Source organism: Pseudomonas sp. HMSC065H01, assembly GCF_001815235.1.
GTDB lineage: Bacteria > Pseudomonadota > Gammaproteobacteria > Pseudomonadales > Pseudomonadaceae > Pseudomonas > Pseudomonas aeruginosa.
Genome location: NZ_KV819914.1, coordinates 104,678 through 130,962 on the forward strand (window position 1 = coordinate 104,678; position 26,285 = coordinate 130,962).

Below are 26,285 nucleotides of genomic sequence, written 5' to 3' on the forward strand. Positions count from 1 at the left end.
AGGCAAAGGGACGGGAAATTTTTTTCGACTCCGCTGTAACGCCGCCAGGGGTGCTCCGTCCATTGGAGCGAGGACGCCATACCGGCGCCCGCTACCAACTTCAGGAGTTACCCATGAAAAAGATTTCCCTCGCTTCTTCCGTCGTCGGCGCTGCTCTGCTCGGCGTAGCCAGTGTCGGCGCGCATGCCGCGCAGAATCCCTTCGCCGTGCAGGAGCTGAGCAGCGGCTACAGCGTGGCTGCCGCCGAGAAAGCCAAGGAAGGTTCCTGCGGCGAGGCCAAGTGCGGTGCCGACAAGGGCAAGCGCGAAGCCTCCAAGGCAGGTCATGAAGGCAGCTGCGGTGCGGATCGCAAGGCCAAGGAAGGTTCCTGCGGTGGCGAGAAGAAGGCCGGCGAAGGCAACTGCGGCGCCGACAAGAAGAAGTCGTAAGGCCTGAGGAGACGGACCATGCAACGGGAATTCGTCAGCGGCGCCGGGCTAGGCCTGCGTCGCGCGCTGCTGGAGCCGCTCGGCGCCGGCGATGAGGTCCGGGTCGACTTCCTCGAGGTCGCCCCGGAGAACTGGATCGGCATCGGCGGCCGTCTCGGCCGCCAGTTCCGCGAGCTGACCGAGCGCCTGCCGTTCCTCTGCCATGGTCTGTCTCTCAACCTCGGCGGCTACGCCCCGCTGGACATGTCGTTGCTGCGCGCGATCAAGGGTTTCATCGAGCAGCATGACATCCGTGCCTACAGCGAGCACCTGTCGGCCTGCGCCGACGACGGCCAGCTCTACGACCTGATGCCGCTACCGTTCAGCGACGAATCGGTGCGCCGGGTCGCCGAACGGGTCCGGGTGGTACAGGACGTCCTCGAGCGGCCGTTGATCGTCGAGAACGTCTCGGCGTATGCGCGCTTGCCGGGCGAGCTGGAAGAGGTCGATTTCGTCCGCGCGGTACTGGAGGAAGCCGATTGCCAATTGCTGCTGGACGTCAACAACGTCTACGTCAACGCCTGCAACTTCGGTTTCGACGCACACGCCTACATCGCCGCGATGCCCAGCCGGAGGATCGCCTACCTGCACATGGCCGGGCACGACGAACAGGGCGCCAGCCTGAAGATCGACACCCATGGCGCGCCGGTCTGCGATCCGGTCTGGGAACTGCTGGCACATGCCTATGCCTGCCATGGCGAACGCCCGACGCTGCTGGAGCGCGATTTCAACCTCCCGCCACTGAGCGAGCTGTATGCCGAAACCGATCGCATCCGCGAGCTGCAGCGGCGCAGCGGTGAAGCGCAACTGCGCAGCCTGGGGTACGGCACATGAACCACACGACCTTGCAACGGCGTTTCGCCGCACGTATCCGCGATCCGCAGCAGGCCTTGCCGCCCGGCATCGCGACGGAGCGCATGGCGATCTACGAGGAACTGTTCTTCAACAACCTGGACGGTTTCATCAGCAGCGGTTTCCCGGTCCTGCGCCGGTTGTTCGACGAGCCGCGCTGGCATCGCCTGGTGCGTGCCTTCATGCGCGAGCATCGCTGCCGCACACCGTACTTCAGCCAATTGGGCGAGGAGTTCATCGGCTGGCTGCAGGACGGCTACCGCGCGGAGGAGGGCGATCCGCCCTTCCTGCTGGAGCTGGCTCACTACGAGTGGGTCGAGCTGGCCCTGTCGCTGGCCGAGGCGCCTGTCGAGACGCTGCCGCAGGCCTGGTCGTGGTCGCCACTGGCCTGGCCGCTGGCCTATCGCTGGCCGGTCCATCGCCTGGGGCCGAGCCATCGGCCGGTGGAGCCGCCGGCCGAGCCGACCTGCCTGCTGGTCTGGCGCGATCCGGCGGAGCGGGTGCGCTTCCTGCACCTGTCGCCATTCGCCTATCGCCTCGCGCAGCGCCTGAGCGAGGAGGGCGAGGCGCCGGTGGCGCTGCTGCCGTTGTTGCGCGAGTTGGCCGGAAGCTGCGGCCTGAGCGCCGACGTGGAGTATTTCGAAAATGCCTTCGCCTTGCTGGAGGACTGGCACGCCCAGGGCATCCTCATGGGCGAGGGCGCTCTGGAGTGATGATGAAGACTGTCTTCCTGCGTTTACAGCATGCCCTCGACGTCACCCGTCGAGCGGATTTCCTCGCCCCGCTGGCGCTACGCCTGTACCTGGCGCCGGTGTTCTGGATGGCCGGCTGCCAGAAGCTGGCGGACATGCCGGCCACCATCGAGTGGTTCGGCAATCCCGACTGGGGACTCGGCCTGCCGTTTCCCGAACTGCTGGCCTGGCTCGCCGCGCTGAGCGAGGCCGGTGGCGCCGTGTTGCTGTTGTGCGGCCTGGCCGTGCGCTGGATCAGCCTGCCGCTGATGGTGACCATGCTGGTAGCGATCTTCGCCGTGCACTGGCCGAACGGCTGGCAGGCGATCGCCGATCCGTCCGCGCCGTTCGCCAACGCCCAGGTGCTGGAGGCTGGCGAGAAGCTGGCGCGAGCCCGGGAAATCCTGCGCGAATACGGCAACTACGACTGGCTGACGTCGAGCGGAAGCTTCGCCATCGTCAACAACGGCATCGAGTTCGCCGCGACCTACCTGGTGATGTTGCTCGCGCTGTTCTTCGGCGGCGCCGGCAAGTGGCTTTCTGCTGACTTCTGGATTGCGCGAAAATTGCGCTGAGATTTCTACCCATATCGAATAACCCGAAAGGCTCGTAGTAGAGGGCTTTTCGCGTTATTCGCATTGGAGATAAAAAGTTCCTATGTAATGAAACATTTATCTCCATGCAATTTGGCTGCAATCTGCCATCGCCAAGATTCCCCCCAACACAAAGGGGCCGCCTTACGGCCAGCGCGGAACAAGGGGCGCGCTGTAGCCAGGCACTCGCGTGTTGCCAATGCACACACCATTAAGGGGAAATCTTCGATGATCCGTAAGCACTCGCTCGGCTTCGTTGCCAGCGCTCTGGCTCTGGCCGTATCTGCCCAGGCGTTCGCCGGCACCGTGACCACCGACGGCGCCGATATCGTGATCAAGACCAAGGGCGGCCTCGAAGTCGCCACCACCGACAAGGAATTCAGCTTCAAGCTGGGCGGTCGCCTGCAGGCCGACTACAGCCGTTTCGACGGTTTCTATACCAAGAATGGCAACACCGCCGACGCCGCCTACTTCCGCCGCGCCTTCATCGAACTCGGCGGAACCGCATACAAGGACTGGAAATACCAGATCAACTTCGACCTGTCGCACAACACCGGCAGCTCCGACAACGGCTATTTCGACGAAGCTTCGGTCACCTACACCGGCTTCAACCCGGTCAACCTGAAGTTCGGTCGCTTCGACCCCGACTTCGGCCTGGAAAAGGCCACCAGCTCCAAGTGGGTGACCGCTCCCGAGCGTAACGCCGCCTACGAACTGGCCGACTGGATCAACACCCACCAGGACGGCATGGGCGCCCAGGTCAACTCGACCCTCGCCGACATGGCCTACCTGTCCGCCGGCGTATCCGCCAAGGACGCCGACGACAGCGACGGCGACAGCGTCAAGCAGTTCAACTTCCGCGGCGTGTTCGCGCCGATGCACGAAGCCGGCAATGTTCTCCATGTCGGCGTGAACTATGCCTACCGCGACCTCGACGACACCGCCTTCGACTCGCGCATCCGTCCGCGCCTGGGCATGCGCGGCATCGCCACCAGCGGCGGCAACGACGCCGGTGACAACGGCAACCGCGCGACCTTCGGCGGCGTCTCCAACTCGCCGGCCGGTTCCTACAAGGACGACAGCGTCTGGGGCCTGGAAGGCGCCTGGGCGATGGGCCCGTTCTCGGCCCAGGCCGAATACCTGGCACGCAAGCTGAAGGCCGATGACAACGCCTACAAGGACATCAAGGCCAAGGGTTACTACGCGCAACTGGCCTACACCCTGACCGGCGAGTCCCGCCAGTACAAGCTGGAAGGTGCCAAGTTCGACTCCGTCAAGCCGGAAAACAAGGAAATCGGCGCCTGGGAAGTGTTCTACCGCTACGACAACATCAAGGTGGAAGACGACAACGTGGTCGCCGATACCGCCACTCGCGAAGTCGGCGACACCAAGGCCAAGGCCCACAACCTGGGCGTGAACTGGTACGTCAACGATGCGGTGAAGATCAGCGCGGCCTACGTCAAGGCGAAGACCGACAAGATCACCAACAACAATGGCGACGATGACGGCGACGGCTTCGTGACCCGCTTGCAGTACGTGTTCTAAGAAGCGACAACGATCTGCTCCTGTTTTCGGCCTCGCTCCGGCGAGGTCTTTTTAATCGCTTCCTTACCCGGTTGTGGCGATGTTGGCAGCCTGCAACCGGGTCTTTCTTTCGTTACAGGTCTACCCGCAGGTACTGGCAGGAATATCCGAAAGCCAGACGGTTATCGGCAGAAACTCTTGGTTTTTATTGCAGTCATGCAATCTTCGCAAGGTTGTCGCAATATATGAAACAAGCTGTTACATCTGTCGCCCGGACCTGATGCCTCTAGGCCTGCGCCCTTATCCGACGGCCTCATCCAGGCGCTATCCGGCTGCCTGTCACAAAAGCTTTCGCGCTTTGCAGTCTCGCTGTCACAACCCATCCAGATGATCCCCCTCCAGCAGCGCCGGCCGGCGATAGAACCGGCCGTTTCCGCGCTGCTCAAGACCATTCGAAATCCGAACAGGGGACTTACCTGATGATTCGCAGACACTCGTGCAAAGGGGTGGGGAGCAGTGTTGCCTGGAGTTTGCTGGGCCTGGCGATTTCCGCGCAGAGCCTGGCCGGGACCGTGACCACCGACGGTGCCGACATCGTGATCAAGACCAAGGGCGGCCTCGAAGTCGCCACCACCGACAAGGAATTCAGCTTCAAGCTCGGCGGCCGCCTGCAGGCCGACTACGGCCGCTTCGACGGCTACTACACGAACAACGGCAATACCGCCGATGCCGCCTACTTCCGCCGCGCCTACCTGGAGTTCGGCGGCACCGCCTACCGGGACTGGAAGTACCAGATCAACTACGACCTGTCGCGCAACGTCGGCAACGACAGCGCCGGCTACTTCGACGAGGCCTCGGTCACCTATACCGGCTTCAACCCGGTCAACCTGAAGTTCGGCCGCTTCTACACCGACTTCGGCCTGGAAAAGGCCACCAGCTCCAAATGGGTCACCGCGCTGGAGCGCAACCTCACCTACGACATCGCCGACTGGGTCAACGACAACGTCGGTACCGGTATCCAGGCCAGCTCGGTGGTGGGCGGCATGGCTTTCCTCTCGGGCAGCGTGTTCAGCGAGAACAACAACGATACCGACGGCGACAGCGTCAAGCGCTACAACCTGCGCGGCGTGTTCGCGCCGCTGCACGAGCCGGGCAACGTGGTGCACCTGGGCCTGCAATACGCCTATCGCGACCTGGAGGACAGCGCGGTGGATACCCGGATCCGTCCGCGCATGGGCATGCGCGGCGTCTCCACCAATGGCGGTAACGATGCCGGCAGCAATGGCAACCGTGGCCTGTTCGGCGGCAGTTCGGCAGTCGAGGGGCTGTGGAAGGACGACTCGGTCTGGGGCCTGGAAGGCGCCTGGGCGCTGGGTGCCTTCTCGGCCCAGGCCGAGTACCTGCGGCGCACGGTCAAGGCCGAGCGCGACCGCGAGGATCTCAAGGCCTCCGGCTATTACGCGCAACTGGCCTACACCCTCACCGGCGAGCCGCGCCTCTACAAGCTGGACGGCGCCAAGTTCGACACCATCAAGCCGGAGAACAAGGAAATCGGCGCCTGGGAGCTGTTCTACCGCTACGACTCGATCAAGGTCGAGGATGACAACATCGTCGTCGACAGCGCCACCCGCGAGGTCGGCGACGCCAAGGGCAAGACCCATACCCTGGGCGTCAACTGGTACGCCAACGAGGCGGTGAAGGTTTCCGCCAACTACGTCAAGGCGAAGACCGACAAGATCAGCAATGCCAACGGCGACGATAGCGGCGATGGCCTGGTGATGCGCCTGCAGTACGTGTTCTGAGGCGCTCGGGCCCCGTCCGGCGGGCGGGGCTCGTTTCCGCAGGATGTTACCCGCGTCATGAAATTGCCTGGTGGATGTCCGGGCGGGCCGCCCAGCTTGACCCAGGGCACAGATCGCATGGCGGCATCTGGCTATGCTGGTCCCTCGGAAACGCTCTGGGAGGGACTGATGATCGGCTGGGGACGTGCCTGTATTGGCGTCGGGGGGCTGCTGTTGCTGGGCCAGTTGCTGGGGGGCGCCCTGCTGCTCGCGGACGACGGCGAAGCGACGCTGGCGGTCGAACACTTCTGGCAATTCGTCTTCCTGATCCCGGCGATCCTGGTGGCACTGGGAATGTTCGTCCTGCAGCATCACGTGGGTTCCTTCGCCCAGTTGTACCGCCGGCGTCTCGATGGCGCCTCCTACCTGCTGGTTTCCTGCGGCATCGCCCTGGTCCTGGGCAAGCTCTGCGTCCTGCTGCTCGCCTGAGCCCCTCGCGCGGCCCGGCATGTCCGGGTTTGCCCGAGGCATTCAGCTTCCTGATTTAGCCGGAGGGCGCTGAAACCCTTGGTTACACTGGCCTTCATCACACGAACAGGAAGGCAGGACCCCCTATGCAAAACCGCATGATGATCACCGGTGCCGGCTCCGGGCTGGGGCGCGAAATCGCCCTGCGCTGGGCGCGTGACGGCTGGCGCCTGGCGCTGGCCGACGTCAACGAGGCCGGCCTGGCGGAAAGCCTGAAACTGGTGCGCGAGGCGGGTGGCGATGGCTTCACCCAGCGTTGCGACGTACGCGACTACAGTCAACTGACCGCGCTGGCGCAGAGCTGCGAGGAGAAGTTCGGCGGCATCGACGTCATCGTCAACAACGCCGGGGTGGCCTCCGGCGGCTTCTTCGGCGAGTTGTCCCTGGAGGACTGGGACTGGCAGATCGCGATCAACCTGATGGGCGTGGTCAAGGGCTGCAAGGCCTTCCTGCCGTTGCTGGAGCGAAGCAAGGGCAAGATCGTCAACATCGCCTCGATGGCGGCGTTGATGCAGGGCCCGGCGATGAGCAACTACAACGTGGCCAAGGCCGGGGTGGTGGCGCTTTCGGAAAGCCTGCTGGTAGAGCTGGCGCTGGTCGAGGTCGGCGTCCATGTGGTCTGTCCTTCGTTCTTCCAGACCAACCTGCTGGACTCTTTCCGCGGCCCGAGCCCCGAGATGAAGCACCAGGTCGGCAAGTTGCTGGAGAGTTCGCCGATCAGCGCCGCCGACATCGCCGACTACATCCACGCCGAAGTGGCCAAGGGCAGTTTCCTGATCCTGCCCCACGAGCAGGCGCGGATGGCCTGGAGGATCAAGCAGCAGAATCCCCAGGCGATCTATGACGAGATGACCGCGATGGCCGGCAAGATGCAGGCCAAGCGTCAGCGCCAGGCCTGAGTGGAAATGGCTGCAGGCCAGCAGGGGCGCGGCTTTGCACCATTGCGGTGCGGCGCAGATAATGCTTGCCCAAGGCGGTGCGATCGAGTAGCTTGAGTCACCGGCCTGCCTGCCGAAGTACGTTGGACCCCACAAGAAGCCTCGCTCATTTGCGAGGCTTTTTGCTTTTCCGCCCTCGCGCCCTGTGCTAGAAGGCTGCCTCTGCGAGTCCGTTCTGTTCTGGAGTACCCCTGTGGAGTCTGAATCCATCGTCTATGGCTGCATCCGCGACTGGCCGGGCGATTCGATGGAGCGGCGCATGCGTCGTGCCGCCAACCGCCGCGTGCTGGACAGCCTGCCGGGCGGCGAGGCCTGGCCGTTCCTCGGACGCGAGATGTTCAGCCGCTGCGAGCAGTCCGGGGCCGGGCTCTACCAGACCCAGATCATCCACTTCGGTGCCAGCTACCAGGCCATCGAATACGAGTGGAGCCTGTGGGTCGAGCAGTTCGAGGCGTTGCTCAGGCGCCTCTACTGGGCCAGCGCGGTGGTCCACCTGGAGACCGAAGTGAACGGCAGCCATACCTTTCGCTGGGAGTCCGAGCGTGGCTTCCATACCCCCCAGGAGAGCGACCTGCAGGTCCGCTGCGCCTGGGAGCGGGAGGGCGGGCGGCGGTGATCAACTACCTCTGGTTCGTCCTCGCGGCGTTCTGCGAGATCGCCGGCTGCTACGCTTTCTATCTCTGGCTGCGGCTGGGCAAGAGCGCCCTGTGGGTGCTGCCCGGCCTGCTCAGCCTGACCCTGTTCGCCTTGCTGCTGACCCGCGTGGAGGCCAGCTACGCCGGCCGCGCCTATGCCGCCTATGGCGGCATCTACGTCGCCGCGTCGCTGTTCTGGCTGGCTTTTGTCGAGCGCTCGCGGCCGCTATGGAGCGACTGGCTGGGCGTGGCCTTGTGCGTGGTCGGTGCCAGCGTCGTGCTGTTCGGCCCGCGCCTGTCTCAGTGACTCAGGCGGGGTGGGTGGCGCGCCCGTCACGGGCGCCGGACCCCGAACCGGCGGATCACTGCGAAGTGTTGCGCTGTACGTCACCTTTTTCCTGATCCAGTTCCTTGAGCATCTGCGCGTAGGCATCGCAATCGCTCGGCCGGTTCTGTTCCGAGCGGGCTTCCTGGCGCTGGCGCAACTGCTCGTTGAGTTCCCTGGCCCGTTGCGGGTTCTTCTGGGTGATCGAGGCGACCTTGGTGGCGACTTCCTTGCCCATCTTTTCCGCCTCCGCTTCGGAACAGGCGAAGACCGGCGTGGCGACCAGCAAGGCGCAGGCGCTGGCGAGGGCGAAAAGCGGTTTCATGGCGTACTCCTATGGGGTGGTACTGAGCGGTGGAGCCCGGTCGAGCCGACAAAGTTCAGCCGCAACGCCGGACGGCGACCGATTCGAACCCTCGCGGCGGGTTGCGGGTCGCACGCATAGAGAGGGTGCGAAGGACCCTCGTTGCTTATGCCGCAGGAGGTATGCCATGACTCACGATTGGGATCTGGTCGAACGGTTGCTGCTGGAGGTCCGGCAGTCCGCCCATGAGAACTTCGCCCCGCGCGCCCATGCCGAACGCCTGGCCGAGGAACGCTCCCAGGCCGGGCAGCGGGTCGGCGACATGGATGCGTTGAAGCAGAAGGCCGCCGACTACGAGGCGATCCTGCTGGAGGGCGGCTTCATCGAGCCGCGTCCGGAAGAGCAGGGCGGCAATGGCGAGAACTTCGTCCTCACGCCGCGCGGCGAGCGCCTGCTCGGCCTGATCGGCGGCGAGACGCCGAAGGCCGCCGAGGCTCGCCGGCTGCTCGAGGAGAACGGCAGCGAAGCGCTGCACGCCGAGCGCTTCGACCGTTTCGTCGCCGGGCTCTGAAACTGCGCCCGACGGGCGATCGGCGGGGCTTGTGAGTCGCCCGCGGCGCCACCATAGTGCGGAGCATGATGCCTATTTCATCCTCTTCCGCCCGCCGCGCCGAGCCGGCTCCGCGGCCCCTGGCGGAGTTCCATCCCGCCGTCCGCCAGTGGTTCGAACGCCACTTCGCCGCGCCCACGCCGGCCCAGGTCGAGGCCTGGCCGGCGATCCGCGAGGGGCTTTCGACCCTGGTCGCCGCGCCCACCGGTTCGGGCAAGACCCTGACCGCCTTCCTCGCCGCCATCGATGCCCTGGTGGTGGAGGGGCTGGCCGCCGGCGGCGAGTTGGCGGATGCTACCCAGGTGGTCTATGTCTCGCCGCTGAAAGCGCTGTCCAACGACATCCGCATCAACCTGGAGCAACCGCTGGCTGGCATCCGCGAGGAACTGGCGCGTCTCGGCCTGCCCGACGTCGATATCCGTAGCGCGGTGCGCACCGGCGATACGCCGCAGGTCGAACGCGGAGCGATGCGCAAGCGCCCGCCGCACATCCTGGTCACCACGCCCGAATCGCTGTACATCCTGCTCGGCTCGGAGTCGGGCCGGCAGATGCTTGCCGGGGTGCGCAGCGTGATCGTCGACGAGATCCATGCCCTGGCCGGCAGCAAGCGCGGCAGCCACCTGGCGCTGTCGCTGGAGCGCCTGCAGGCGCTGTGTCCGCGACCGCTGCTGCGGATCGGGCTGTCCGCCACGCAGAAACCGATCGAGAAGGTCGCGCGCTTCCTCGTAGGCGCCAGCGGCAATCCGCGCGATCCGGCCTGCCGGATCGTCGACATCGGCTATACGCGCCCCCGCGACCTGGGCATCGAGGTACCGCCGGTGGCGCTGGAAGCGGTGATGTCCAACGACACCTGGGAGCTGGTCTACGACCGCCTGGCGCACCTGGCCGGCGAGCACCGCACCACCCTGGTGTTCGTCAACACCCGGCGCATGGCCGAGCGGGTCACCCGCTTCCTCGCCGAACGCCTCGGCAGCCGCCAGGTGGCGGCCCACCACGGCAGCCTGGCCAAGGAGCTGCGCCTGGATGCCGAGCAGCGCCTCAAGGCCGGGCAATTGAAGGTACTGGTGGCGACCGCCTCGCTGGAGCTGGGCATCGATATCGGCGACGTCGAGCTGGTCTGCCAGTTGTCGTCGCCGCGCTCCATCGCCGCCTTCCTGCAACGGGTCGGGCGTTCCGGGCACAGCGTCGGCGGCACCCCCAAGGGCCGGTTGTTCCCGACCTCCCGCGACGACCTGGTGGAATGCGCGGCGCTGCTCGACAGCGTGCGCCGTGGCGAGCTGGACAGCCTGGTGCTGCCACGCCAGCCGCTGGACGTGCTGGCGCAGCAGATCGTCGCCGAAGTGGCCTGCCAGGAGTGGCGCGAGGACGACCTCTATCGCCTGGTGATCCGCGCCGAGCCCTACGCCGGGCTGGAGCGCGAGCGCTTCGACGAAGTCCTGCGGATGCTCGCCGAGGGCTACCACTCACGCCTCGGCGTGCGCGGCGCCTATCTCCATCGCGATGCGCTCAACGGCCTGCTCCGTGGCCGCCGTGGCGCGCGGCTGACCGCGCTGACCTCGGGCGGGACCATTCCCGATACCGGCGACTACAGCGTGCTGCTGGAGCCGCAGGGCCTGCTGGTGGGAACGGTCAACGAGGACTTCGCGGTGGAGAGCCTGGCCGGCGACGTGTTCCAGCTGGGCAACACCTCGTACCGGATCATCCGCATCGAGCCGGGACGGGTACGGGTCGAGGACGCCCAGGGCCAGCCGCCGAACATTCCGTTCTGGCTGGGTGAGGCGCCGGGGCGCAGCGACGAGCTGTCGGCCAGCGTGGCGCGCCTGCGCGACACCCTCGACGAGCTGCTCGGCGAAGGCCAGGCATTGCCGGAAGGGCGGCGGCTGGAGCCAGCCATCGCCTGGCTCGGCGCCACCCTCGGGCTGGACGATGGCGCCGCGCGGCAGATCGTCGAGTACCTGGCCCGCGCCCGCCAGGCCCTGGGTGGCCTGCCCGGGAGCCGGCGGCTGGTGATGGAACGCTTCTTCGACGAATCCGGCGGCATGCAACTGATCATCCACAGTCCCCACGGCAGCCGCCTCAACCGCGCCTGGGGCCTGGCGCTGCGCAAGCGTTTCTGCCGCAGCTTCAACTTCGAGCTGCAGGCGGCGGCCACCGAGGACGCGATCATCCTCTCGCTGTCCACCAGCCACAGCTTTCCCCTCGACGAGGTCTGGCGCTACCTGCATTCGGCGAGCGCCGAGCACCTGTTGGTACAGGCCGTGCTCGACGCGCCGCTGTTCGGCGTGCGCTGGCGCTGGAACCTGACCACCTCGCTCGGTTTGCCGCGCTATGCCGGCGGTCGCAAGGTGCCGCCGCAACTGCTGCGGATGAAGAGCGAGGATCTGCTGGCCAGCGTGTTCCCCGACCAGGTGGCGTGCCTGGAGAATATCGTCGGCGAGCGCGAGGTGCCCGATCACCCGCTGGTGGCGCAGACCCTCGACGACTGCCTGCACGAGGCGATGGATTGCGAGGGCTGGCTGGCCCTGCTGCGCGACATGGAGAGCGGCGCGGTGGACTTGCTGGCGCGCGACCTGCCGGCGCCTTCGGCGTTGGCGGCGGAGATACTGACCGCGCGTCCCTACGCCTATCTCGACGATGCGCCGCTGGAGGAGCGGCGTACCCAGGCGGTACAGAATCGCCGCTGGAGCGATCCCGAGTCCGCCGACGACCTCGGCGCCCTGGACCTTGAGGCGATCGAGGCGGTGCGTGGCGAGGCCTGGCCGGAAGCGCGCAACGCCGACGAGATGCATGAGGCGCTGAACAGCCTGGGCTTCCTCACCTCGGGCGAGGCCGAGGCCAATCCGGGCTGGGGGGAATGGCTTGCGCAACTGTCGGAGCAACGCCGCGCCGGACGCCTGGACTGCGCAGGCAGCACTCTCTGGCTGGCGGCGGAGCGCCTGCCGGCGATGCGCCTGGTGCATCCCGCGGCGAAGGTGCCCGACGCTTTCCAGGCGCCTCGCGGCTATCCGCCGCCGGACTCGGCGGAAGCGGCGACCGTGGAGCTGACCCGCGCCCGCCTGGGTGGCTTCGGGCCACGCACGGCCGGGCAGTTGGCGGCCGACCTGGGCATCGGCCTGGCCGACCAGCAGTACGCGTTGGCCGCCCTGGAGCGCGAAGGCTATGTGCTGCGTGGCCGCTTCAGTCCTGGCGCGACGGAAGAGGAGTGGTGCGAACGCCATCTGCTGGCGCGCATCCATCGCTATACGGTGAAGCGCCTGCGCCGGGAAATCGAGCCGGTGGAGCGCGCCGATTTCATGCGTTTCCTGTTCGACTGGCAGCGCCTGGCGCCGGGCACCCGTGGCCGGGGTGCGGAGTCCCTGGCTACGGTGGTCGAGCAGCTGGAAGGCTTCCAGGCCGCGGCGGCCGCCTGGGAAAGCGAACTGCTGGCAGCGCGGGTGGCCGACTACGCCAGCCATTGGCTGGACCAGCTGTGCCGTTCCGGACGCATCGTCTGGGCGCGCCTGGCCGGACGCAGCAAGGCCGCCGGCGGTCCGCTGCGCAGCGCGCCGATCGTGCTCCTGCCGCGCCGCGAGCTGGGGCTCTGGAGCGTCCTGCAGCGCGACGCGCCGGAGCCGGAACTGTCGCCGCGCGCGGCCAGGGTACTGGAGGTGCTGCGCGAGCAGGGTGCATCGTTCTTCGACGAACTGAGCCAGGATGCCCACCTGCTGCGCAGCGAGCTGGAGAACGCCCTCGGCGAGCTGGTCTCGGTCGGCCGGGTCAACGCCGACAGCTTCGCCGGGCTGCGCACCCTGCTGATGCCGGCGGACAAGCGCAGCCGCCAGGAGCGCCGCTCGCGCGGCCTGCCGGGCGGCATGCAGGACGCCGGGCGCTGGGCGCCGCTGCGCCGGGCGAAGGCGGAAGAGGCGGGGCAGCGTTTGCCGGCGGAGGTTCTCGAACATGTCGCCCGGACCTTGCTGCGGCGCTATGGGGTGGTCGCCTGGCGCCTGCTGGAGCGCGAAGCCGACTGGCTGCCGCCGTGGCGCGAGTTGCTGCGCGTCTACCATCGCCTGGAAGCGCGCGGCGAGATTCGCGGCGGGCGCTTCATCGCCGGCCTGGCCGGCGAGCAGTTCGCCTTGGCGGAAGCGGTCGGCCTGTTGCGCGAGGTGCGCAAGCGACCGCCGGATGGGGCGATGCTGGTGGTGTCGGCAGTCGATCCGTTGAACCTGGTCGGCGGCCTGCTACCCGGCGAACGGGTGCCGGCGGTGACCGGCAACCGCCTGCTCTATCGAGACGGAGCGCCGCTGGCGGCGCTGGTAGCCGGCAAGGTGCGGATGCTCGCGGAAGTCGACGGCGAGACCGCGCAGCAGATCCGTGCGCTGCTGATCCGCCGTCACTGAGGCCCGCTCAGCGCAGGCTCAGATGGCGGCTGAGCAGGGCCCGCAACGCGGCCGGCTTGACCGGCTTGGACAGGTAGTCGAGGCCGGCGGCGTGGATCTCCGCCACCAGTTCCGGCCGCGCGTCGGCGCTGATCACCACGCCCGGCACCGGCTCGCCCAGGCGCGTACGCAGCCAGGCCATCAATTGCGTACCGGTCTCGCCGTCGTCCAGGTGATAGTCGATCAACGCCAGTTGCGGGCGCATCTCGCTGTCCAGCAGCGTGGCGCATTCCTCGCGGCTGCGCGCGGTCCAGACCTGGCAGCCCCAGCGGCTGAGCAGGCTGTTCATGCCGGCGAGGATGCTGTCTTCGTTGTCCACGCAGAGCACCTGGGCGCCGTTCAGCGCTTGCGCCGGTTCGGCCTTGTGGCCGTTGGCCAGGGCCGGCGGCGCCTGCCGCGCCAGCGGTACGCGGACGCTGAAGACGCTGCCCTTGCCCGGCCAGGAACGTACCTCCAGCGGATGGCCGAGGACCTTGCAGAGCCGGTCGGCGATCGCCAGGCCGAGACCGAGGCCTTTCTCCGCGCGGGTCTGGTGGCTGTCCAGGCGCTTGAACTCTTCGAAGATGACTTTCTGCTTGTCCGGGGGGATGCCCGGCCCCTGATCCCAGACTTCCAGGCGCAGGTAGCCGTCCTCGCGGCGCACGCCGAGCAGCACGTGGCCCTTGGCGTAGCGGAAAGCGTTGGTCAGGAAGTTCTGTAGGATGCGCCGCAGCAGCTTGATGTCGCTGTCCACCCGCAGCTGGCTGCCGCGCAGGCGGAAATGCAGGCCCTGTTCCTGGGCCAGCGCCTTGAACTCGACGCCGAGGGCATCGTAGAGGTTGTTCAGCGGGAACGGGTTGCGTTCGGCGCTGACCCGGCCGCTTTCCAGGCGCGAGATGTCCAGCAGGTCGGTGATCAGGTCCTCGGCGGAACGCAGCGACGAGTCGAGGTGCTGCACCAGGTCGCGGACCTCGCCGGGCAGCGCGTCCTGGTGGGCGAGGGCGGCGGAGAACAGCCGCGCGGCGTTCAGCGGCTGCATCAGGTCGTGGCTGACGGCGGCGAGGAAGCGGGTCTTCGACTGGTTGGCGGCCTCGGCGTTGCTCTTCGCCTCGCTGAGTTCCTGGTTCAACTGCGAGAGTTCCTGGGTACGCTCCTGGACCCGCTGTTCCAGCGACTCGTTGGCGCCCTTGAGGCCCTGTTCGGCCTCGCGGTAGGCGGTGATATCGGTGAAGCTCATGACGAAGCCGCCGCCGGGCATCGGGTTGCCGATCAGCTCGATGACCCGGCCGTTGGGGAACAGCCGCTCGGAGGTGTGTGGAGTGCCCTGGCGCATCCAGTACAGGCGCTTGGCCACGTGCATGTCCGGATCGCCGGGCCCGCACAGGCCGCGATCGGCGTTGTAGCGGATGATGTCGGCGATCGGCCGGCCGACGTAGATCAGCCCGTCCGGGTACTCGAACAGCTCCAGGTAGCGGTGGTTCCAGGCCACCAGGCGCAGCGACTGGTCGACCACGCTGATGCCCTGGGTGATGTTCTCGATCGCGCCCTGCAGCAGGGCGCGGTTGAATTGCAGCACCTCGGAGGCTTCGTCGGCGATCCGCACCACGTCCTCCACCTGCATCTCGCGCCCTTCGATGGCGGCCTTCACCACCGCCCGCGCCGAGGACGCGCCGAGGACCCCGGCGAGCAGGCGCTCGGTGTGCGCGATCCACTCGTTGTTGGCGGTCTGGTTCGGGGTGAAGCCCTTGCCCTGGCGGTAGGCGAAGCGGATGAAGCTTTGCCGCGCGCGTTCCTCGCCGACGAAACGCGCGGCGAGCATCAGCAGGTCTTCCACCTGCACCGCGAGCATGAAGCGCGAGTTCTGCCGCTGGGAGATCTCCTGGCCGATGAAGCGGCTGGCCTGCCAGTGCTCGGACACGCGGGTGCGCGAGAGCACCGAGACCAGGCCGAACAGGGCGAAGTTGCCGACCAGCGAGATCAGCACGCCCTGGGTCAGCGGCTCGATCGGCAGGCCGAAGGGATTGCTTGCCAGCCAGGTCAGGCCGGGGATGCGCTCCAGCGGCCAGCCGAGGCCCTTGGCCACCACCGGCAGGACCAGCGTATAGGCCCACAGCAGCGAGCCGGCGGCGAGGCCGGCGAAGACCCCGCGGCGGTTGGCCTGTTTCCAGTACAGCGCGCCGATCATCGCCGGGCCGAGCTGGGCGATGGCGGCGAAGGCGATCTGGCCGATGGTCGCCAGGCTGGCGCTGGAGCCGAGCAGGCGGTAGGCCACGTAGGCGAGCAGCAGGATCACCGCGATGCTCACCCGGCGTACGGTCAGCAGCCAGTGACGGAAGGCCTCGAAGGGCCGTTCGGTGTCCTTTTCCCGGCGTCGCAGCAGCCACGGCAGGAGCATGTCGTTGGAGACCATGGTCGACAGCGCGACGCTGGCGACGATGACCATTCCGGTGGCGGCCGAGGCGCCGCCAATGAATGCCAGCAGGGCCAGCGCCGGGTGCGCCTCGGCCAGCGGCAGGCTGATGACGAAGGAGTCCGGCATTACCCCGGCGGGCAGGTGCAATTGGCCGGCGAGGGCGATCGGCACCACGAACAACGCGGCCAGCACCAGGTAGATGGGGAACACCCAGCGCGCCAGGTTGAGGTCGCGCGGCTCGATGTTCTCCACCACGGTGACGTGGAATTGCCGCGGCAGGCACATGATCGCGGTCATCGCCACGCCGGTCTGCAGCAGCATCGCCGGCCAGTGCACGGTCTCTTCCCAGTAGTCGGCCAACTGCGGCGCGGCGCGGGCCTGGGAGAAGAGATCGGCGAAGCCGTCGTAGAGGCCGAAGGTGACGAAGATGCCCACGGCGAGGAAGGCGGTGAGCTTGACCAGCGACTCGAAGGCGATGGCCAGGACCATGCCGCGGTGGTGTTCGGTGACATCCAGGCTGCGGGTACCGAAGACGATGGTGAACAGCGCCAGCACCAGCGACACGATCAGCGCCGTGTCCTGGGCGCGGGTACCGGTGGAGTCGGCGCCGGAGCCGATCAGCAGGTTCACCCCGAGGACGATGCCTTTCAGTTGCAGGGCGATATAGGGCAGCACGCCGACCATGCAGATCAGCGCCACCACCACCGCCAGCGCCTGCGACTTGCCGTAGCGGGCGGCGATGAAGTCGGCGATGGAGGTGATGTTCTCCTGCTTGCTGATCATGATCATCTTCTGCAGCACCCAGGGCGCGAACAGCATCAGCAACACCGGTCCGAGGTAGATCGGCAGGAACGACCAGAGCTGGTCGGTGGCCTGGCCGACCGCGCCGAAGAAGGTCCAGCTGGTGCAGTACACTGCCAGGGAGAGGCTGTAGACCCAGGCGCGCAGGCGGGGTGAGAGCGGGGTGCGGCGACGGTCGCCATAGAAGGCGATGGCGAACAGGATGGCCATGTAGACCAGGGCGACCACGGCGATCAGCCCGATGGACAGCGACATGCGAACTCCGATGATGTCCCCGCGTGAAGCTGGCGTGAGGCGGGGGTCTTGCTTTCGCGCCAGTTTCGCACTTGTCGGCCCGCGCGTCAGGCCGCCTGCGACCAAGGTCGCACGCATGCTTGAGCCGGACGCGCGGAGTTGGTAGCGTGCCGGGCTGCGTGAGCGCGGACGGCCCCGGCGGCCGGCTGTCCGTTCATCGTAGCCGGTTTCGGCTGCGGCACTAAACGCGGCCGCTACGCTCTGATGGGAGCGGAGTTTTGCGTCGATGTCGAGGAGGGCGCCCATGTTCAAGCCGCTACCGATCACCCTGCAGCGCGGAGCCTTGCGTCTCGAGCCGCTGGTGGAAGCGGACATTCCCGAGCTGGTGAGCCTCGCCGAAGCCAACCGCGAGGCGCTGCAGTACATGGACGGACCGACGCGGCCGGACTGGTACCGCCAGAGCCTCGCCGAGCAGCGCGAGGGCAGGGCGTTGCCGCTCGCCGTCCGCCTCGGCGTGCAACTGGTCGGGACCACGCGCTTCGCCGAATTCCTTCCCGCCTTGCCGGCCTGCGAGATCGGCTGGACCTGGCTCGACCAGGCCCAGCACGGCAGCGGCCTGAACCGCATGATCAAGTACCTGATGCTCAAGCATGCCTTCGACAACCTGCGCATGGTCCGCGTGCAGCTCAGCACGGCGGCGAGCAACCTGCGCGCCCAGGGCGCCATCGACAAGCTCGGCGCGCAGCGCGAGGGCGTGCTGCGCAACCACCGGCGGCTGGCCGGCGGGCGGCTAGACGACACCTTCGTCTACAGCATCACCGACCACGAATGGCCGCAGGTCAAGGCGGCGCTGGAAGCCAGCTTCACCGGCTGAAGCCGGTTCCGTCGCTCCTGCGGTATGCTGGGCGGCCCGTCCGGACGGGCGAACGAGGAGACGGCAGTGCCGGACGAGACGAGCGGAGAACACACGCATTTCTGGCGCGCCGCCGAACTGGGCGGCGTCGAACTGCTGCACGCGCGCTATGTGGAGCAGCGCTTCGCGCCGCACGTGCACAGCAGCTTCGCCCTAGTCATCATCGAGCAGGGCGCGCAGCGCTTCCGCCATCGTGGCGGCGAGCACCTAGCCCCGCTGGGCAGCATGGTGCTGATCAACCCCGACGAAGTGCACACCGGCTCCAAGGCCCATGATGCCGGTTGGCTCTATCGCGGCTACTACCCGGAAATGGAACAGATCGACGGGATTCTCGACGAGCTGGAAATCCATCATAGCGGCGTGCCGCGTTTCGCCGACAGCGTGATCCACGACCAGCCCCTGGCACGCGCCTTCGTCCACTTGCACCGCCTGCTGGCCGAGCATGCCGGCAGCCTGGAAACCCAGACCCGCTGGCGCGAGACGATGCTCGCCCTGTTCCGTCGCCACGCCCGCCTGCCAGAAGCGCCGAAGGCCGGGCAGGAGCCGTTGGCGGTGGCCCGCGCCCGCGAACTGCTGGCGGCGCGGTTGCTCGATCCGCCTTCGCTGGAGGAACTGGCGGCGGCGGTCAATCTGTCCCCGTTCCATTTTGCCCGGGTCTTCCGTCGCGCCACCGGCATGCCGCCCCACGCCTGGCTCAGACAGCGCCGCCTGGAGCAGGCCAGGGCACTGCTCAAGAGCGGCCGGGCGCCGCTGGAGGTGGCCCTGGAGCTGGGCTTCGCCGACCAGAGCCACCTCGGTCGCCAGTTCAAGCAGGCCTACGGGGTGGCACCGGGTGAATACCGCTCGGCCTGCGCGCGCTCGTCCTTGACGACATACGAATAAGTCAAGCTCACATTTGCAAATCATTTGTATTTACGTTCTTTACGATTTGCCGTAATTTTGCGCCCCACTTTTTCCTGCGTCCCTGGGGGAGCCTCGATGTCGTCCGTGAGTTCGTTGTCGCGCCTGGCCGTCGCCATCGCGCTGGGTGTGTCCATGCAGGCGGCGCAGGCCGAAGAGGAAGCCAAGGAGCTGGGCACGGTCACCGTGGTCGGCGACTGGCTGGGCGAAGCCGACCAGGCGGTGGTGCAGAACCATCCCGGTGCGCGCAGCGTGGTGCGTCGTCGGGAAATGCTCGAGAGCGGTGCGCAGAACGTCCGCGACGTGCTGCGCAAGGTGCCCGGCGTGCAAGTGCAGGACAACAACGGTACCGGCGGCAGCGACATCTCCCTGAACGTCGGGGTGCGTGGCCTGACTTCACGCCTGTCGCCGCGCTCGACGGTGATGATCGACGGCGTGCCGGCGGCGGTGGCGCCCTACGGCCAGCCGCAGCTGTCGATGATGCCGCTGTCCATCGGCAACCTGGAGAGCATCGACGTCGTGCGCGGCGCCGGCTCGGTGCGCTACGGCCCGCAGAACGTCGGCGGGGTGATCAACTTCGTGACCCGGGCGATTCCGGAGAAGTTCTCCGGCGAAATCGGCACCACCATCGAGCATGCCGGCCACGGCGGCTGGAAGAAGCTCAACCAGGCGTTCCTCGGCGGGACCGCCGACAACGGCCTGGGCGTGGCGCTGCTGTATTCCGGGGTGAAGGGCGCCGACTACCGCGACGGCAACAACGACAATGATATCGACGACGTGCTGCTCAAGACCCATTGGCAGCTCACCGACAGCGACCAGTTGGCGGCCAACTTCCACTACTACGACGCCTACGCCGATATGCCGGGCGGCCTGACCCAGGCGCAGTACGACGACGATCCCTTCCAGTCGGTACGCGACTGGGACAATTTCCGTGGTCGGCGCAAGGACTTCTCGCTGAAGTACACCCGCCAGGTCGACGACCTCACCCAGTTCGAGGTGCTCACCTACTACAGCGACAGTTTCCGCGGCAGCAGCATCGCCGCGCGCAACCTCAGGACCATCACCTCGTACCCGCGCGACTACCATGTGTTCGCGGTGGAGCCGCGGGTCTCGCGGATCTTCTTCGCCGGCCCGACCACCCAGGAGGTCGGCATCGGCTACCGCTACCTGAAGGAAGCGATGAACGAGCGCGCCAGCCAGCTGGCCCTGGTCGACAATGTGCCGACCGTGCGTCCCGGCTCGGACGGCCATACCTACCAGGACCGTACCGGCGGTACCGAGGCCAGCGCCTTCTACATCGACGACAAGATCGATGTCGGCAACTGGACCATCACCCCCGGCATCCGCTTCGAGAAGATCGACAGCGACTGGCGCGACCGCCCGGTGCTCGGCCTGAACGGCAAGCCGGTGCAGGAGAAGAAGCGCAGCAAGGACTACAACGAACCGCTGCCGGCGCTGAGCCTGATGTATCACTTGAGCGACGAGTGGAAGCTGTTCGCCAACTACTCCGAATCGTTCGGCAGCCTGCAGTACTTCCAGCTCGGCCAGGGCGGCAGCGGCAACGATACCGCCGCCGGCCTGGAGCCGGAGAAGGCCAAGACCTACGAACTGGGCACGCGCTACGACAACGGCAGTTGGGGTGGCGAGATCACGCTGTTCTACATCGACTTCGACGACGAGCTGCAGTACGTCAGCAACGACGTCGGCTGGACCAACCTCGGCGCCACCAAGCACCAGGGCATCGAGACTTCCGGCCACTATGACTTCGCCGCTCTCGATCCGCGCCTGGACGGCCTGTCGGTCTACGGCAGCCTCACCTATACCCGTGCCACCTACGAAGGCGACATTCCCTCCTTCAAGGGGCGCGACCTGCCGCTCTACTCGCGCCAGGTGGCCACCGCCGGGGTGCGCTACGAGGTCGACCGCTGGACCTACAACCTCGACGCCTTCGCCCAGTCCATGCAGCGCGCGCCAGGGCTGAGCACCGACAGCCAGGGCAACTTCACCCACAACTACATCACCGAGCCCAGCGCCGACGGCCAGTACGGCGACATTCCCGGCTACGTGACCTGGAATGCCCGCGTCGGCTACGACTTCGGCCCGCAGGCGTCGAACCTGAAGCTCGGACTCGGGGTGAAGAACCTGTTCGACAAGCAGTATTTCACCCGCTCCAGCGACAACAATTCGGGAATCTACGTGGGTCAGCCGCGAACGCTGTTCATGCAGGCCAGCGTCGGTTTCTGAATATTCGGATGCGACTTGGCGCATCGTCCGACGACAGGCGTCCTGCGGTAACGCGGACGCCTGTTCTATGATGGGCGCGGAATTTCCATCGGAACGCTGTGGCCTGATCCGCGGTCCATGCAGTCCAATCGATGACGGGCTTCCTTTCGGCGGCCACGCAAGGTAACAAGGACGATGACCCAACATTCGCAATTCGCCCTGCTGGGCAAGCGGCGTTTCCTGCCGTTCTTCATCACCCAGCTGCTCGGCGCCTTCAACGACAACATCTTCAAGCAGTCGCTGATCCTCGCCATCCTCTATCACCTCAGCGTCAGCGGCGACCGCAGCCTGCTGGTCAACCTCTGCGCACTGCTGTTCATCCTGCCGTTCTTCCTGTTCTCGGCACTGGGCGGACAGTTCGGCGAGAAGTACAACAAGGACGCGCTGATGCGCGCGCTGAAGCTGGCCGAGGTAGGCATCATGCTGGTCGGCGCTGCCGGCTTCGTCTTCGGCAGCCTGCCGCTGATGTTCGTCGCGCTGTTCGCCATGGGCACCCACTCGGCGCTATTTGGCCCGGTGAAGTATTCGATCCTGCCCCAGCACCTGCACGAGGACGAACTGGTCGGCGGCAACGCGCTGGTGGAGATGGGCACCTTCCTGGCGATCCTGGCCGGCACCATCGGCGCCGGCGTGCTGATGTCCCATGCGCATTACGCGGCGGCGGTGGCCACCGCGGTGGTGCTGGTGGCCGCCTGCGGCTACCTGGCCAGCCGCGGCATTCCGCGAGCGGCGGCGGCGCTGCCGGGGTTGAAGCTCGACTGGAACATCTTCGCCCAGTCCTGGAGCATCCTCCGCCTGGGGCTCGGCCAGCGCCCGGCGGTCTCGCGCTCGCTGGTGGGCAACTCCTGGTTCTGGTTCCTCGGCGCGGTCTACCTGACGCAGATCCCGACCTTCGCCAAGGAATGGCTGCACGGCGACGAAAGCGTGGTGACCCTGATCCTCACCGTGTTCTCGGTGGGCATCGCGCTGGGCTCGATGCTGTGCGAGAAGCTTTCCGGTCGCAAGGTGGAGATCGGCCTGGTGCCGTTCGGCTCGATCGGCCTGACCGTCTTCGGCATCCTCCTCTGGTGGCACGCCGGCGGCATTCCCCCAGGCGAGGCGCCCTACGACTGGCTGGCGGTGCTGCGCCACCATGAGACCTGGGCGGTGCTGGCCGACATCCTGTTCATCGGCATTTTCGGCGGCTTCTATATCGTACCGCTGTACGCCCTGATCCAGGCGCGCACCGACGAGGACAAGCGGGCCCGGGTGATCGCCGCCAACAACATCCTCAACGCCCTGTTCATGGTCGCCGCTGCGCTGGTCTCGATCCTCTTCCTCAGCGTCGCCAAGCTGTCGATCCCGCAGCTGTTCCTCGCCCTGTCGCTGATGAACGTCGCGGTGAACGTGTACATCTTCAAGATCGTCCCGGAATTCACCATGCGCTTCCTGGTCTGGCTGCTCAGCCACACCATGTACCGGGTCCGGCATGTGAACCTGGAGGCGATCCCGGACGAGGGAGCGGCGGTGCTGGTGTGCAACCACGTCTCGTACGTGGACGCGCTGCTGATCGCCGGCTCGATCCGGCGGCCGGTGCGCTTCGTCATGTACTACAGGATCTTCTCGCTGCCGGTGCTCAACTTCGTCTTCCGCACCGCCGGCGCGGTGCCCATAGCGGCGCGCCACGAGGACGAAGGGATCTACGAACGCGCCTTCCAGCGCATCGCCGACTACCTGAGGGACGGGGAGCTGGTGTGCATCTTCCCTGAAGGCAAGCTGACCGCCGACGGCGAGATGAACGAGTTCCGCGCCGGGATCGAGCGGATCATCGAGGAAACCCCGGTTCCGGTGATCCCCATGGCGCTGCAGGGGCTGTGGGGCAGCTTCTTCAGCCGCGACCCGAACAAGGGCTTCTTCCGCCGACTGTGGTCGCGGGTAAGCCTGGTGGCCGGCGAATCGGTGGCGCCGGAGGCGGTGGAGCGCCTCGACCTGCAGGCGCGGGTGACGAGCTTGCGCGGCGAAGCTCGCTGATCGATCCGCAGAAACGAAAAAGCCCCGGCGATGCCGGGGCTTTTTTTGGCGAACTACAAGTTAGACAACTTGTACTTCGTCGGCTTGCAGGCCTTTCTGGCCGTTGACGACCACGAAGGAAACCTTCTGGCCTTCCTGCAGGCTCTTGAAGCCGGTGCCCTGGATGGAACGGAAGTGAACGAACAGGTCGTTACCGCTTTCCGGGGTGATGAAACCGAAGCCTTTGGCGTCGTTGAACCATTTTACGGTGCCGTTCTGACGATTCGACATGGTGTAACTCCTGAAACAAAGTTGATTGCGGCGACGGAAATATCCGAGCCGGTAGGTACTGAGTTGCAAAGAGTACGAGGAGCCGAGGCGATGAGCGGACCGAGATCTACCACACCAGGTCACGATTCACTGTGACCCAAGCAAGCACAGTGGTCGCAGAGTACGCGATAAAACTGCGGAAAGCGATACCCCTCGGAGCATATTCGATGGATGTCTAATGGCTCAGCTTGAGGCCGACCAGTCCGCAGACGATCAGCGCGACGCTGGCCAGGCGCAGCAATGCCATGGATTCGCCGAACAGGATGATCCCGGCGATTACCGTGCCGACCGCGCCGACCCCGGTCCAGACGGCATAGGCGGTGCCCAGCGGCAGGTGCTTCATGGCCAGGCCGAGCAGGCCCAGGCTGACCAGCATGGCGAGCGCCGTGAGGACCGTGGGAAGCGGCTTGCTGAAGCCTTCGGTGTATTTCAGACCAACGGCCCAGCCCACTTCGAACAGGCCGGCGAAAAACAGGATGATCCAGGACATGGCGATCTCCAGGGCAACGGGTGGCGGGGCCGTCCCCATTCGATCACCGGCCGGAGGCGGGTGGTGAGGTCGTCCTCACTGCGTGCGGTATTTTGCATGGTTCATCGGTCGGGACAAGGCTTCCCGACCGGGACCCAGTTCAACGCGGCGTATCATCCAGGCGCCGGAACAGGGCGGCCAGCAGCGAACCGGAGAGATTGTGCCAGACGCTGAACAGCGCGCTGGGCACCGCTGCCAGGGGCGAGAAATGGGCGTTGGCCAGCGCCGCGCCGAGCCCCGAGTTCTGCATGCCGACTTCGATGGCCAGGGCCTTGCGCTGCGCCAGCGGCATGCCGGTCAGCTTGCCGGTGAGATAGCCGAGCAACAGGCCGAAGCCGTTGTGCAGCATCACCACGGCCATGATCAGCAGGCCGGACTCGGCGATCCGCGCCTGGCTGGCGGCCACCACCGCGGCGATGATCACCACGATGCTGAATACCGAGACCAGCGGCAGCACCTCCGCCACCTGCCGGGTGCGCTCGCCGAGCAGGCGCTGTGCCAGCAGGCCGAGGGCGATGGGCACCAGCACCACCTGGAGGATCGACAGGAACATTGCCGCGAACGACACCGGCAGCCAGGCCGAAGCCAGCAGCCAGACCAGCGCCGGCGTGACCAGCGGGGCGAGCAGGGTGGTCACCGAGGTGATCGCCACCGACAGGGCGACATCGCCACGGGACAGCCAGGTCATCACGTTGGAAGCGGTGCCGCCGGGGCAGCAGCCGACCAGGATCACGCCCACCGCGATCTCCGCCGGCAACTGCAACAGGCGGCAGAGCAACCAGGCCAGGCCGGGCATGATGACGAACTGGGCCAGCACGCCGATCAGCACCCGTATGGGGTGCCGGGCGACCTCGCGGAAGTCTTCGCCCTTGAGCGTCAGGCCCATGCCGAACATCACCAGGCCGAGCAGTGGCGCGATGGCTGCGGTGAGCGGGAGGAACCAGGCAGGTCGGAAGAAGGCGAGGATGGCGAACAGCAGGACCCAGAACGGGAAGCTGGCGCTGACGAAGCGGCTCAGGGCGGTCAGGGCACGCATGGGCTTTCCTTGTTATTGGACGGCCGCCAGTCTGCCATGCCGGGCGCGACTCTCCCAGCGGCGGGCGCCGCCGGGAGAGCGGGGCGTCAGACGCCCTGGGGGATTTCTTCGCCGCCGAGGGCCTCGAAGAGCGCCGGAAGGAATTCGGCGAAGGTCAGCATCATCAGGGTGAAGCTGGCATCGAGCTGGCCGAGGGCGTCTTCGCCGCCGTCCTTTTCCGCCTGCTCCTGCAGCAGGTCTTCGAAGCGCAGGCGCTTGACCGCCAACTTGTCGTCGAGGACGAAGGACAGCTTGTCCGACCAGGCCAGGGACAACTGGGTGACCAGCTTGCCGGCGGTGAGATGCAGCTGGATTTCCTCGCTGGTCAGGTCCTGGCGCTTGCAGCGGACCACGCCGCCATCCTCGTGGGTGTCGCGCAGCTCGCATTCGTCGAGCACGTGGAAGTCGCCGGCGGCTTCCTGGGTCTTGACCCAGTCGGTGAGGGTCGCGGTCGGCGCGACCTTCACGCTCAGCGGGCGTACCGGCAGGGAGCCGAGCGCTTCGCGCAGCGTCGAGAGCAGGTCTTCGGCCTTCTTCGCGCTGGCCGAGTCGACCAGGATCAGGCCGAGGCTCGGCGCGATCGCGGCGAAGGTGCTGGAGCGGCGGATGAAGGCGCGCGGCAGCAGGGTCTGGACGATCTCGTCCTTCAACTGGTCGCGTTCCTTCTTGTAGACCTTGCGCATCTGCTGGGCTTCGATCTCGTCGACCTTTTCCTTCAGTGCGTCACGCACGACGCTGCCCGGCAGGATGCGCTCTTCCTTGCGTGCCGAGATCAGGAAGAAGTCCTGGCTGACGTGTACCAGCGGTGCGTCCGGGCCTTTGCCGAACGGCGCAGTGAAGCCGTAGGTGGTCAGCTCCTGGCTGGCGCAGGGGCGGGCGGGTTTTTCGCCGAGGGCTTTCTCGAGGGAATCGGCATCCAGTTGCAGATCCTGGGTGAGGCGGTAGACGAGCAGATTGCGGAACCACATGGGGTCGTTCTCTCCGGGCACAAAGGACCCATTATTCCGCCGCTGGCGGCTCAGGCCAACCCCGGTCCGTCGCTAACTCCTTGGAACGGCAGAAAATTTTTTTCATCGAGGGGCTTGCCAGGGGGCGAATCGCTCCGTAGAATGCGCCCCACTTCGAGAGTGAAGGGT

General features: G+C 66.6%; 22 protein-coding genes. 16 read left to right on the forward strand and 6 right to left on the reverse strand.

Annotated features, from left to right (window positions below; translation table 11 throughout):
• Positions 1-113: 113 nt before the first annotated feature.
• The 10 genes from HMPREF3014_RS24775 (at position 114) to HMPREF3014_RS24820 (ending at position 8,356) form a co-directional block, all read left to right on the forward strand.
• On the forward strand, positions 114-428 hold the full coding sequence (locus HMPREF3014_RS24775; protein ID WP_003091625.1) for an HvfA family oxazolone/thioamide-modified RiPP metallophore: 315 nt from the start codon (positions 114-116) through the stop codon (positions 426-428).
• 18 nt (positions 429-446) lie between these two features.
• Positions 447-1,301 (forward strand): HvfB family MNIO-type RiPP peptide maturase, encoded by an 855-nt coding sequence (locus HMPREF3014_RS24780; RefSeq protein WP_003104429.1) that lies wholly within the window; start codon positions 447-449, stop codon positions 1,299-1,301.
• Positions 1,298-2,032 carry an HvfC family RiPP maturation protein gene (locus HMPREF3014_RS24785; protein ID WP_009876826.1) on the forward strand — a complete coding sequence of 245 codons (735 nt, stop codon included), beginning with the start codon at positions 1,298-1,300 and terminating at the stop codon, positions 2,030-2,032. Before HMPREF3014_RS24780 ends, HMPREF3014_RS24785 begins: the two co-directional genes overlap by 4 nt.
• A gap of 2 nt (positions 2,033-2,034) precedes the next feature.
• Complete coding sequence (locus HMPREF3014_RS24790) at positions 2,035-2,625, forward strand: HvfX family Cu-binding RiPP maturation protein (protein WP_003143472.1); 591 nt, start codon at positions 2,035-2,037, stop codon at positions 2,623-2,625.
• A 246-nt stretch (positions 2,626-2,871) separates the two neighbouring features.
• Positions 2,872-4,188: an outer membrane porin OprO gene (gene oprO, locus HMPREF3014_RS24795; protein WP_003104423.1), complete on the forward strand. Its 1,317-nt coding sequence runs from the start codon at positions 2,872-2,874 to the stop codon at positions 4,186-4,188.
• A 458-nt stretch (positions 4,189-4,646) separates the two neighbouring features.
• Complete coding sequence (gene oprP / locus HMPREF3014_RS24800) at positions 4,647-5,969, forward strand: outer membrane porin OprP (protein ID WP_003119678.1); 1,323 nt, start codon at positions 4,647-4,649, stop codon at positions 5,967-5,969.
• A 168-nt stretch (positions 5,970-6,137) separates the two neighbouring features.
• Positions 6,138-6,437 (forward strand): hypothetical protein, encoded by a 300-nt coding sequence (locus tag HMPREF3014_RS24805; protein ID WP_003091621.1) that lies wholly within the window; start codon positions 6,138-6,140, stop codon positions 6,435-6,437.
• Between the two features lie 125 nt (positions 6,438-6,562).
• Positions 6,563-7,375, forward strand: coding sequence for an SDR family oxidoreductase (locus tag HMPREF3014_RS24810; RefSeq protein WP_003091619.1), 813 nt, complete (start codon positions 6,563-6,565; stop codon positions 7,373-7,375).
• A 232-nt stretch (positions 7,376-7,607) separates the two neighbouring features.
• The gene (locus HMPREF3014_RS24815; RefSeq protein ID WP_003091617.1) at positions 7,608-8,030 is read left to right on the forward strand and encodes a hypothetical protein; all 423 of its coding nucleotides are present in this window, start codon (positions 7,608-7,610) and stop codon (positions 8,028-8,030) included.
• Entirely contained in the window at positions 8,027-8,356 is a 330-nt protein-coding gene (locus HMPREF3014_RS24820; protein WP_003091616.1) for a YnfA family protein, read from the forward strand. Before HMPREF3014_RS24815 ends, HMPREF3014_RS24820 begins: the two co-directional genes overlap by 4 nt.
• A 55-nt stretch (positions 8,357-8,411) precedes the next feature.
• On the opposite strand, the gene HMPREF3014_RS24825 is transcribed toward HMPREF3014_RS24820, so the two are convergent.
• Positions 8,412-8,699 carry a hypothetical protein gene (locus HMPREF3014_RS24825; RefSeq protein ID WP_003091615.1) on the reverse strand — a complete coding sequence of 96 codons (288 nt, stop codon included), beginning with the start codon at positions 8,697-8,699 and terminating at the stop codon, positions 8,412-8,414.
• Between the two features lie 166 nt (positions 8,700-8,865).
• Between HMPREF3014_RS24825 and HMPREF3014_RS24830 the strand changes: the two genes are divergently transcribed.
• Together HMPREF3014_RS24830 and HMPREF3014_RS24835 are read left to right on the forward strand one after the other, a co-directional pair.
• The gene (locus tag HMPREF3014_RS24830) at positions 8,866-9,249 is read left to right on the forward strand and encodes a hypothetical protein (RefSeq protein WP_003091614.1); all 384 of its coding nucleotides are present in this window, start codon (positions 8,866-8,868) and stop codon (positions 9,247-9,249) included.
• A 68-nt stretch (positions 9,250-9,317) separates the two neighbouring features.
• Positions 9,318-13,664, forward strand: coding sequence for a DEAD/DEAH box helicase (locus HMPREF3014_RS24835; RefSeq protein ID WP_003122440.1), 4,347 nt, complete (start codon positions 9,318-9,320; stop codon positions 13,662-13,664).
• A gap of 7 nt (positions 13,665-13,671) precedes the next feature.
• Here HMPREF3014_RS24835 and HMPREF3014_RS24840 read toward each other — a convergent pair whose 3' ends face one another.
• On the reverse strand, positions 13,672-17,151 hold the full coding sequence (locus HMPREF3014_RS24840; protein ID WP_003117605.1) for a PAS domain-containing hybrid sensor histidine kinase/response regulator: 3,480 nt from the start codon (positions 17,149-17,151) through the stop codon (positions 13,672-13,674).
• Positions 17,152-17,416: 265 nt separating this feature from the next.
• Here HMPREF3014_RS24840 and HMPREF3014_RS24845 point away from each other — a divergent pair, with 265 nt between their 5' ends.
• The 4 genes from HMPREF3014_RS24845 (at position 17,417) to HMPREF3014_RS24860 (ending at position 23,236) form a co-directional block, all read left to right on the forward strand.
• Positions 17,417-18,004: a GNAT family N-acetyltransferase gene (locus tag HMPREF3014_RS24845; RefSeq protein WP_003119682.1), complete on the forward strand. Its 588-nt coding sequence runs from the start codon at positions 17,417-17,419 to the stop codon at positions 18,002-18,004.
• Between the two features lie 66 nt (positions 18,005-18,070).
• Positions 18,071-18,925, forward strand: coding sequence for an AraC family transcriptional regulator (locus tag HMPREF3014_RS24850; protein ID WP_023087137.1), 855 nt, complete (start codon positions 18,071-18,073; stop codon positions 18,923-18,925).
• 96 nt (positions 18,926-19,021) lie between these two features.
• Positions 19,022-21,187, forward strand: a complete 2,166-nt coding sequence (locus HMPREF3014_RS24855; RefSeq protein ID WP_003115567.1) for a TonB-dependent receptor family protein — start codon at positions 19,022-19,024, stop codon at positions 21,185-21,187.
• A 174-nt stretch (positions 21,188-21,361) separates the two neighbouring features.
• A complete protein-coding gene (locus HMPREF3014_RS24860; protein WP_003117607.1) occupies positions 21,362-23,236 on the forward strand; it encodes an MFS transporter in 1,875 nt (624 codons plus the stop codon).
• Between the two features lie 60 nt (positions 23,237-23,296).
• Here HMPREF3014_RS24860 and HMPREF3014_RS24865 read toward each other — a convergent pair whose 3' ends face one another.
• The 4 genes from HMPREF3014_RS24865 to rdgC form a co-directional block, all read right to left on the reverse strand.
• Entirely contained in the window at positions 23,297-23,506 is a 210-nt protein-coding gene (locus HMPREF3014_RS24865) for a cold-shock protein (RefSeq protein WP_003115568.1), read from the reverse strand.
• A gap of 214 nt (positions 23,507-23,720) precedes the next feature.
• A complete protein-coding gene (gene sugE, locus HMPREF3014_RS24870) occupies positions 23,721-24,035 on the reverse strand; it encodes a quaternary ammonium compound efflux SMR transporter SugE (RefSeq protein WP_023087138.1) in 315 nt (104 codons plus the stop codon).
• Positions 24,036-24,174: 139 nt separating this feature from the next.
• Positions 24,175-25,110, reverse strand: a complete 936-nt coding sequence (locus HMPREF3014_RS24875; RefSeq protein WP_003115569.1) for a bile acid:sodium symporter family protein — start codon at positions 25,108-25,110, stop codon at positions 24,175-24,177.
• An 86-nt stretch (positions 25,111-25,196) separates the two neighbouring features.
• A complete protein-coding gene (rdgC, locus tag HMPREF3014_RS24880) occupies positions 25,197-26,117 on the reverse strand; it encodes a recombination-associated protein RdgC (protein WP_003091601.1) in 921 nt (306 codons plus the stop codon).
• Positions 26,118-26,285 lie beyond the last annotated feature (168 nt).